This is a genomic window from Pseudomonas endophytica (assembly GCF_001411475.1).
Lineage (GTDB): Bacteria > Pseudomonadota > Gammaproteobacteria > Pseudomonadales > Pseudomonadaceae > Aquipseudomonas > Aquipseudomonas endophytica.
This window is the reverse complement of record NZ_LLWH01000045.1, coordinates 1-10,007: the sequence shown is the minus strand read 5'-3', so window position 1 is coordinate 10,007 and position 10,007 is coordinate 1. Positions and strand designations below refer to the sequence as shown.

At 56.8% G+C, this 10,007-nt stretch carries 9 protein-coding genes; 8 read left to right on the top strand and 1 reads right to left on the bottom strand.

The annotated features are described in order from the left end of the window. The 8 genes from AQS70_RS04675 to gyrB all read left to right on the top strand — a co-directional run. On the top strand, positions 1-325 hold a 325-nt coding region (locus tag AQS70_RS04675; protein WP_156355004.1), incomplete at its 5' end, for an ABC transporter permease. After that, positions 322-1,110, top strand: coding sequence for an ABC transporter permease (locus AQS70_RS04670; RefSeq protein ID WP_019822500.1), 789 nt, complete (start codon positions 322-324; stop codon positions 1,108-1,110). The genes AQS70_RS04675 and AQS70_RS04670, both read left to right, overlap by 4 nt. Before the next feature lie 32 nt (positions 1,111-1,142). Then, positions 1,143-2,195, top strand: a complete 1,053-nt coding sequence (locus AQS70_RS04665; protein ID WP_055101749.1) for an extracellular solute-binding protein — start codon at positions 1,143-1,145, stop codon at positions 2,193-2,195. 76 nt (positions 2,196-2,271) lie between these two features. Then, entirely contained in the window at positions 2,272-3,468 is a 1,197-nt protein-coding gene (locus tag AQS70_RS04660) for an amidohydrolase family protein (RefSeq protein ID WP_055101747.1), read from the top strand. Further along, a complete protein-coding gene (locus AQS70_RS04655) occupies positions 3,465-4,967 on the top strand; it encodes an amidohydrolase family protein (RefSeq protein ID WP_055101746.1) in 1,503 nt (500 codons plus the stop codon). The genes AQS70_RS04660 and AQS70_RS04655 overlap by 4 nt, the downstream gene beginning before the upstream one ends. A 12-nt stretch (positions 4,968-4,979) precedes the next feature. After that, positions 4,980-5,642 carry a flavin reductase family protein gene (locus tag AQS70_RS04650; protein WP_055101745.1) on the top strand — a complete coding sequence of 221 codons (663 nt, stop codon included), beginning with the start codon at positions 4,980-4,982 and terminating at the stop codon, positions 5,640-5,642. A 256-nt stretch (positions 5,643-5,898) separates the two neighbouring features. After that, on the top strand, positions 5,899-7,002 hold the full coding sequence (gene recF / locus AQS70_RS04645) for a DNA replication/repair protein RecF (protein ID WP_055101744.1): 1,104 nt from the start codon (positions 5,899-5,901) through the stop codon (positions 7,000-7,002). A 5-nt stretch (positions 7,003-7,007) separates the two neighbouring features. Continuing rightward, complete coding sequence (gyrB, locus tag AQS70_RS04640) at positions 7,008-9,425, top strand: DNA topoisomerase (ATP-hydrolyzing) subunit B (RefSeq protein WP_055101748.1); 2,418 nt, start codon at positions 7,008-7,010, stop codon at positions 9,423-9,425. A 101-nt stretch (positions 9,426-9,526) separates the two neighbouring features. On the opposite strand, the gene AQS70_RS04635 is transcribed toward gyrB, so the two are convergent. After that, positions 9,527-10,007: LysR substrate-binding domain-containing protein (locus AQS70_RS04635; RefSeq protein WP_241492798.1), on the bottom strand; the 481-nt coding region annotated here is incomplete at its 5' end.

Below are 10,007 nucleotides of genomic sequence, written 5' to 3'. Positions count from 1 at the left end.
GCACGCGGCGTACGGCCTCGGCGCTAACCGTTGGCACGCACTCAAGCGACGCTTTCTGCCTCTGTCGATGCCTGGCGTGATTGCCGGTGCGTTGTTGGTGTTCGTGCCGAGCCTTGGCGCATTCATCACCCCGGCGATTCTCGGTGGCGGCAAGACCTTGATGATCGGCAACCTGATCCAGCAACAGTTCGGCACCGCACGTAACTGGCCTCTAGGCAGTTCACTGTCGTTTCTCTTGCTAGGCATTCTGCTGCTGTCGCTGGTGCTTTACGCGCTTTACAGCCGCCGCACCGCCAAAACCCTACGTCGGGGAGCCACCGTATGATCGCCCTGCACTTGAAGAAGCTACCGCTGACCCGCGAAGTCAGCTTGCTGATACTCGCCTATCTGTATGTGCCGATTTTTGTCCTGATCGCCTACAGCTTTAACGCTAACCGCTCAGCAACGGTCTGGACCGAATTTTCGTTCGCGTGGTATGGACGGATCTTGGCCAACCCGTCGATCCAGACAGCGGCGCTCAACTCGATCATCGTCGCGAGCATTGCCACGGTCTGCGCCACGACCATTGCGCTTCTTGCGGCGTTGGCAACTTATCGACCGTTCTACGGGCAGAAAGTGGTCGAAGGCGGGATCAACCTGCCGCTGATCCTGCCTGAGATCGTGACCGCGGTAGCCACCTTGCTGCTATTTATGGCGCTGGGGATCAAGCTCGGTTTGTTGACCGTCATCGTCGCGCACATCGGCTTCTGCATTCCTTTCGCGTATCTCCCGATCCGTGCGCGCTTGAATGATTTGGATAAAAGCCTGCTTGAGGCGGCCAACGATCTGTACGCCAACCCGTGGCAGGTGTTTCGCCGAGTGACGTTACCGCTGCTGTGGCCGGCCGTGTTGTCCGGCTCGGTGCTGGCGTTCGTGGTCAGCCTCGACGATTTCATCATGACCTTCTTCGTGGCGGGCCCAGGCTCGACGACCTTGCCGGTGTACATCTTCTCCGCGATCAAGGCCGGCGTGACGCCGGAGATCAACGCAATCTCGACCCTGATGCTGGTGATTTCCATCGTGCTGGTGGTGCTGGCCTTTTGGCTGGGACAGCGCGGTAAACAACAATGAGCCTGGAGCCTGCTGTTATGAACAGAAAAAGCATGAAATTGAAAAAAATCAGTCACGGCGTCGTCGGTCTGGCCCTCAGTTGCTTTACCGTTTTTGCCGCACAGGCTGCCGAGCCCAAGGAGTTATTTTTCTACAACTGGACCGATTACTACCCGGTGGATTTGCTGGCCAAATTCGAAAAGGAAACCGGCATCAAGGTCACCATGGATGGCTATGACAGCAATGAAACCCTGCTGGCCAAGTTGCAGGCCGGTGGCGCGGCCTATGACGTCATCGTGCCGTCGCAGTCGATCATGCGCACGCTCATCAACCAAGACCTGTTAATGGAAATTGACGCGTCGACATTGCCCAACTTTCAGTACGTCAGACCAGCGTTCCGCGATCCGAATTTCGACCCAGGCCGTAAGTACTCGGCGCCTTACTTGTGGGGCACCACCGGGTTTTCTTATGACAGTGCGCGGGTGCCCGGCGGCAAACTGGACGACTCGTGGAAAGAATTCTTTGAGCCTCGCAAAGAACTGCAAGGTCAGATCGCTGCTCTGGATACCTCCAGCAGTTTGATCAACGCCGCCAGCCACTACTTGAATATCGACGAGTGCAGCGAAAACCCGCAAGACGCCAAGCGCATTCTTGAGTTACTGCAAAAACAGAAGCCGTTTTTGAAAATGTACAGCTCGGACAACACCGTCGACCGTATGGCCTCGGGTGAAGTGATCATGATGCAAAACTGGAACGGCTCCACCGCCCGCGCCACGTTGCAGAAGAACACCATCAAATATGTGTACCCGCGTGAAGGCGTAGCGATGTTCCAAGACAACTTCGCCGTACCTAAAAGTGCGCCACACCCAGGCAACGCAAAAATCTTCATCGACTGGATGATGAAGCCTGAGAACGCTGCGGCTGTGTCCAATGCAATTGCCTATGACAACGGCGTTCAGAGCGAAAAACTGATCGACGAGAAATGGCGGGTGATGGACGCAATCAATATGCCCGAAGCGTTTGCCTCGCGCCTGCGGCCAGAAAAGGAATGCAGTAACAAGGCACGTGAGCTGCAAGACCGGATCTGGTCCAAGCTCAAAGGCTGATCGAGCACTGAGTGCTCGGCTTAGCGGGCTTGCTCGCTAAGCCGTACTCCCCATTCAAAGACTACAGAGGTATGCAATGACCCAGCCCCGCTGGCTGCGCAATGTGCGGCCCTACGGCTCTCATGCCGAAGACTTTTTGATCGAAAATGGCCTGTTTACACAGCGTCGTCCCGCATCATCGGCAGCCCTCGGCGCCACCGACATTGACGGCCAGCACCAGCTCATGACCCCGGCGCTGGTCGAAAGCCATGCTCACCTGGACAAAACCTTGTGGGGTCAGCCTTGGCGCCCGAACAGCGCCGGGCCGACGCTCAAGGATTACATCAGCAACGAACGCCGAGTATTGAGCGAAATTCAAAGCCCTATCGCCGAGCGGGCTGGGGCGCTGTTGGAAAACTGCATCGCCCGCGGGTCGTTGACCTTGCGCTGTCACGTCGATATCGACCCCGATTTCGGCCTGCGTCACGTTGAGGCCATACAACAGCTGCGTGAGCGCTACAGCGACCTGATTGATCTGCAACTGGTGGTGTTCCCGCAAACCGGCTTAATCAGCCGCCCCGGTACCGCCGAGCTGATGCGCGAAGCTTTGGTGCAGGGTGTCGAAAACGTCGGTGGGTTGGACCCGTGTGGCATTGATAACGATCCTGTGGCCCAGCTCGACGTGGTGTTCAAATTGGCCAGCGAATTCGACCGAGGCGTCGACATTCACCTGCATGACAAAGGCGAGCTGGGGCTGTGGCAAATCGCATTGATTGCTGACTACACCGAACGCTACGCACGTCAGGGCCGAGTGATGATCAGTCACGCGTATTGCTTGGGCATGTTGCCGTGGAGTCAGGTCAAACCAGTGGCCGAACGCTTGGCAAAACTGGGGATTTCACTGATGAGCTCGGCGCCAGCCGACACCGCAGTGCCGCCCTTCCTCGCGTTGCGCGAGGCCGGGGTGAACGTGTGCCTCGGTTCAGATGGTATTCGCGACGCGTGGTCGCCGATGGGTAACGGCGACATGCTGGAGCGGGCGATGCTGCTGGCGTTCCGCTTTGATTTGAACAAAGACGAGGAACTGGCGGCAGCGTTTGACGCAGCGACAGTCAATGGCGCGCTGGCGTTGGGCTGTGATCAGTACGGACTGGAGATCGGTAAACCGGCGGACTTTCTGTTGATGCCGGTGCAAACCCTCGGTGAGGCGGTGGTGTCGCGACCAGTTCGGCAGGTCTATCGCCGTGGTGAGTTGATCGCCGCGCAAGGTCGTTTATTGGAAAGCCGCTTATGAAGCCCGGCCCCCACACAACCATCGCCCTCAAAAGCAGCTGCGTGGTCGGATTTGACGGCACGCAGCATGTGTTATGGCGCGACGGCGAAGTGGTGTTCCAAGGCTCGCACATCGTATTTGTCGGCCGTGGTTACTCAGGCCCGGTGGATCAGTGGATCGACTATGGCAACGCGCTGATCGGCCCAGGCTTCATCGACCTGGATGCACTCGGTGATTTGGACTCCACGGTACTGACGCTGGACAACGGCGATGAGCCCAATATGGGCAGAATGTGGTCTGAAGCGTATCTGGCTGCTGGCCCAAAAGAGAGTTACAGCGCCGAAGAGGAGGTTTTCAAATACCGCTACGCCTTCACCCAGTTGATCCGTAACGGGATCACAACCGCCATGCCGATCACCTCGATGTATTACCGCGAGTGGGCCGAAACCTACGATGAATTTGCGGCGGTGGCCGGTGTGGCGGCTGAATTGGGGCTACGGACCTATCTCGGGCCCTGCTACATGAGCGGCATGAGTTACTGGCGCGCCGATGGCACGTTGGGACATCACTGGGATGAAGCCCGCGGTTTGGCCGGGCTTGATGCGGCTGAGCGCTTTTTTACTGATTTTGAAGGTGCACACGCAGGCTTGATTCGCGGTGCGCTGCTGCCCGATCGCATTCAAACGTGTACACCTGCGCTGCTGCAACGTACCGCGGCGTTGAGTCGCGAACTGAACGCGCCGGTGCGGTTGCACTGCTGTCAGGGCTTGGACGAGGTAGCGATGGTTAAACACCTGCGCGGTGCTTCGCCGTTGGCTTGGCTGGAGCAGTTGGGCCTGTTGACCCCGCGCAGTGTACTGCCCCACGGCATTTACACCGACGGCTTATCAGACCTACAACGGCTGGCGCAGAGCGGAGCGAGCGTGGTGCATTGCCCGGTGGTGTTTGCTCGGGATGGTGAGGCATTGCAGTCGTTTGGCCGTTATCAGGCCCAAGGCATCAACTTGGCGTTGGGTACTGATACCTGGCCAGCAGACTTGCTGGACAACATGCGCCAAGGGTTGAACATCGCTCGTCTTATGGAAGGCGGTAATACGCTGACCTCTGCGCTGGATATGTACAACGCCGCCACGCTGGGGGGCGCCAAGGCGTTAGGTCGAGATGACATCGGGCGTCTAGCCCCTGGGGCGAAAGCCGATATCACTGTGTTCAGCTTGCGCGGGATGCACCTAGGACCACTGTTTGACCCGCTAAAAAACCTCGTGCTGGCGGGTCGCGGTGACGACTGCATCGCCAGTTACATCGACGGCCGTTGCGTGATGCATGACGGGCAAGTGCAAGGTGTCGACTACCCCACCCTGCAACAGCAGGCCCAACGACAATTCGCAACCCTGATGCGCAGCCATAGCGTTCGAGCGGCCGGCCAGCCGGACTGGAAAACCCTCTTTAAACCGGCCATCCCCTACGCCGACGACTACAGCGCACAAGCGCCGCTGAGCGTGATTGACCCCCTTTCCTAGAGAGTTCTGCCCATGCAAAGCTTCGACTTCAGCGCCCTCAGTGCGCGCGAAAAATACAAAATTCTGATCGGTAGCGTCGTACCTCGCCCCATTGCGCTGGTGACGACCATTGATGGCGAGGGGCGGGTTAACGCTGCGCCTTTCAGCTTTTTTAATGCGCTGTCCGCGGACCCGCCGATTCTGGCATTGGGTGTGGAAAACTACGGCGATCTTAGCCCCAAGGACACCACGCGCAACATCCAGCTCAATCAGGAGTTCACGGTCAATATCGTCAGCGATGCATTGGTGGAGGCGATGAATGTCTGCGCTGTGCCCTTCGCCCCCGGTTTCGACGAGTTGACCGCTGCGGGTCTGACTGCGATTGCCGGTACCAGGGTCAAATGCCCGCGTATCGGTGAAGCGCCGGTGGCCTTGGAGTGCCGCCGGATGATGGCCCTGTCCATTGGGCAATCACGGGAGATTATCTTGGGCGAAGTGCTGATGGCCCATGTGCGGGATGAGTTGATCGACCCCAAAACCCTCTACATTGATCAACTGGGGCTTGATGCCATCGGTCGCATGGGCGGGCATGGCTATGCGCGCACACGGGACTATTTCGACTTACCCACGCGCACGTTGCAGGCATGGACCGAGGCACCGGGCGGTGGCGAGCGCTTTTGGCCTCAGTCTAAATAAGCTGCCTTTTAGTCCCTGCCAGTTTCGCGCCCAGCCCTGAGTGCTCCTTTCTTACATTCGGGGTGCTGAAAAAGATACAATCCGAAGAATTTTTTTCAGGCGAAGTACTTAAAGTTTTCCCTAAATTTTAAGTGGTTCGACTTTGGGTTATAGCGTGCGAGGAAATGGCGACGTGATTCTGTTTTTATCGACTGCAGTCTTCCTGCGACCTTGCCGCGGGTGTGGTTTGGGTCTTTTCATGCACAGCCCACGCTAGATGTCACTCAGTCGCGTCACCGTCACCGGGATCCGTAATTTGCACCCGGTGACCTTCTCCCCCTCCCCCCGCATTAATATTCTGTACGGCGCCAACGGCAGCGGAAAAACCAGCGTGCTGGAGGCCGTCCATTTGCTGGGGCTGGCGCGTTCCTTTCGCAGCGTTCGCTTAACGCCGGTCATTCAGCACGAATTGCCGAGCTGCACAGTGTTTGGCCAAGTAGAACTGGCCGAAGGCGGACACAGTGCGCTGGGGATTTCGCGGGACAGAAATGGGGAGTTTCATATTCGGATCGACGGTCAAAATGCGCGCAGCGCTGCGCAATTGGCTGAGATCCTGCCATTGCAATTAATCAACCCTGACAGCTTCCGTCTTCTGGAAGGCGCTCCCAAAATTCGTCGGCAATTTCTCGACTGGGGTGTGTTCCACGTCGAACCGCGCTTTATGTCGACTTGGCAGCGGCTACAGAAGGCTTTGCGGCAGCGGAACTCATGGCTGCGGCATGGTACACTCGACGCCGTTTCACAAGCGGCCTGGGACCGAGAACTGTGCCTGGCCAGTGCTGAAATTGATGAATACCGCCGCGCTTACATCAAAGCCTTAAAGCCCGTCTTTGAGCAGACCTTAAGTGAGCTGCTTGAGCTCGAAGGTTTAACGCTGAGTTATTACCGTGGTTGGGACAAAGACCGAGAGCTGAGTGCTGTACTCGCTGCGTCTGTCCACCGGGACCAGCAAATGGGCCATACCCAAGCCGGGCCACAACGTGCTGATTTGCGCCTGAAGATAGGTGCCAATAATGCGGCAGACATTTTGTCTCGCGGGCAGCAAAAGTTAGTGGTGTGTGCGTTGCGTATTGCTCAAGGGCATTTAGTTAGCCAAGCCCGGCGCGGCCAATGTATTTATCTGGTGGATGACTTGCCGTCCGAACTGGACGAGCAGCATCGCAACGCACTGTGTCGCTTGTTGGAAGACTTACGCTGCCAGGTCTTTATCACCTGTGTAGATCACGAATTATTGAGGGAAGGCTGGCAGACGGAAACGCCAGTTGCTCTGTTCCACGTGGAACAGGGCAGTATCACCCAGACCCACGACCATCGGGAGTGAAGGCTTTGAGCGAAGAAAAAACGTACGACTCAACGAGCATTAAAGTGCTGAAAGGCCTGGATGCCGTACGCAAACGTCCCGGTATGTACATTGGTGATACTGACGATGGCAGCGGTCTGCACCACATGGTGTTCGAAGTAGTCGACAACTCCATCGACGAAGCGCTGGCTGGCCATTGCGACGACATTACCATCACCATCCACCCGGATGAGTCCATCACCGTGCGCGATAACGGCCGCGGCATCCCGGTCGATGTGCACAAAGAAGAAGGCGTTTCCGCGGCAGAGGTCATCATGACCGTACTGCACGCTGGCGGTAAGTTCGATGACAACTCCTACAAAGTATCCGGCGGCTTGCACGGCGTAGGTGTTTCGGTTGTAAACGCCCTATCAGAGTTGCTGATACTGACTGTGCGCCGTAGCGGCAAAATCTGGGAACAGACCTACGTGCACGGCGTGCCTCAAGCACCCATGGCCATCGTTGGCGAAAGCGACACCACCGGCACTCAGATTCACTTCAAACCGTCTGCCGAGACTTTCAAGAATATTCACTTCAGCTGGGATATTTTGGCCAAGCGTATTCGTGAGCTGTCCTTCCTGAACTCCGGTGTGGGCATCGTCCTCAAAGATGAGCGTTCGGGCAAAGACGAGCTGTTCAAGTACGAAGGCGGTCTGCGTGCGTTTGTTGATTACCTGAACACTAACAAGACCACGGTCAACCAAGTGTTCCACTTCAATGTTCAGCGCGAAGATGGCATTGGTGTCGAAGTTGCGTTGCAGTGGAACGACAGCTTCAACGAGAACCTGTTGTGCTTCACCAACAATATTCCGCAGCGTGATGGCGGTACGCACTTGGTCGGCTTCCGCTCTGCCCTAACGCGTAACCTAAACACCTACATCGAAGCTGAAGGTCTGGCCAAGAAGCACAAAGTCGCCACCACCGGTGATGACGCCCGTGAAGGTTTGACCGCCATTATCTCGGTGAAAGTGCCAGATCCTAAGTTCAGCTCTCAGACCAAAGACAAGCTAGTGTCTTCTGAAGTGAAGACCGCTGTTGAACAGGAAATGGGCAAGTTCTTTTCCGACTTCCTGCTCGAGAACCCGAACGAAGCCAAGCTGATTGTCGGCAAAATGATCGACGCAGCGCGTGCCCGTGAAGCGGCGCGTAAAGCCCGTGAGATGACCCGCCGCAAAGGCGCGCTGGACATCGCAGGCTTGCCAGGCAAGTTGGCTGACTGCCAAGAAAAAGACCCGGCACTGTCCGAACTGTACCTGGTGGAGGGTGACTCTGCTGGCGGCTCTGCCAAGCAAGGGCGCAACCGTCGTACCCAAGCGATCCTGCCGTTGAAAGGTAAAATCCTCAACGTCGAGAAAGCCCGCTTTGACAAGATGATCTCTTCGCAAGAAGTCGGAACCTTGATCACCGCACTGGGCTGCGGTATTGGCCGTGACGAGTACAACATCGACAAACTGCGCTATCACAACATCATCATCATGACCGATGCTGACGTTGACGGTTCGCACATCCGTACCCTGTTGCTGACCTTCTTCTTCCGTCAGTTGCCTGAGCTGATCGAGCGTGGCTACATCTACATCGCTCAACCGCCGTTGTACAAAGTGAAAAAAGGCAAGCACGAGCAGTACATCAAAGACGACGACGCCATGGAAGAATACATGACCCAGTCGGCCCTTGAAGACGCCAGCCTGCACCTCAACGAAGATGCGCCTGGCATCTCCGGTGAAGCGCTGGAGCGTCTGGTGTACGACTTCCGCATGGTCATGAAAACCCTTAAGCGCCTGTCGCGCCTGTACCCACAGGAGCTGACCGAGCACTTCATCTACCTGCCTGCCGTGACCCTTCAGCAATTGGGCGACCACACGGCCATGCAAGCGTGGATGGCCAAGTACGAAGAGCGTCTGCGTCTGGTTGAGAAGTCTGGTCTGGTGTACAAAGCCAGCCTGCGTGAAGACCGTGAACGTAACGTCTGGTTGCCAGAAGTTGAATTGATCTCCCACGGCCACTCGACCTTCATCACCTTCAACCGCGACTTCTTCGGCAGCAACGACTACAAAACCGTTGTGACCTTAGGCGCGCAACTGAGCACCCTGCTCGACGACGGCGCGTACATTCAGCGTGGCGAGCGTCGCAAGCAGGTGACCGAGTTCAAAGAAGCGCTTGATTGGCTGATGACCGAAAGCACTAAACGCCACACCATCCAGCGCTACAAAGGTCTGGGCGAAATGAACCCTGATCAACTCTGGGAAACCACCATGGACCCAAGCGTGCGCCGCATGCTGAAAGTCACCATTGAAGACGCGATCGGCGCCGATCAAATCTTCAACACCTTGATGGGCGACGCCGTAGAACCGCGCCGTGACTTCATCGAGAGCAACGCATTGGCAGTGTCTAACTTGGACTTCTGATGCGTGTGTAGGTGAGGATAGAGGCTTATCCACACCCGATTTAAAAGCCCGTCCTGTCGTCAGACAGGGCGGGCTTTTTACTTTGGATAGATAAACGTTACCTACGGCGCCAGTAACACCCCCTGCTCTTCCCTGCACAACTCCAGCAAAAAATCCCACACCACTCGCAGTCTTACCGACTTATGAAGCTCTCGTCGGGTGCTAATCCAGTAACTGCGTTGTACTGACTCGTCGGGCAAAACGCGTACTAATTGCGGGTCGTTGCTGGCCATGTAGTTGGGTAGCACGGCGATGCCCAGCCCGGCGCGGGCTGCTTGTTGTTGGGCGATGACGCTGGTGCTGCTGAAGGTTACCGTCGGGTTGCGGCAAAAATGGTTGATGAATTTAAGTTCTTCGCTGTACAGCAGGTCGTCTACGTAGCCAATCCAGTAGTGGTTGGCCAAGTCGTCACGGCTGTTTAAGGGCGGTGCGCGCTCTAGGTAATCAGGGCTGGCGTAGAGCGCCAAACGATAGTCAGTGAGTTTGCGGGTGATCAACAGGTCGGCGTGTGGCCGTTCGAGGTGGATGCTGATTTCGGCCTCG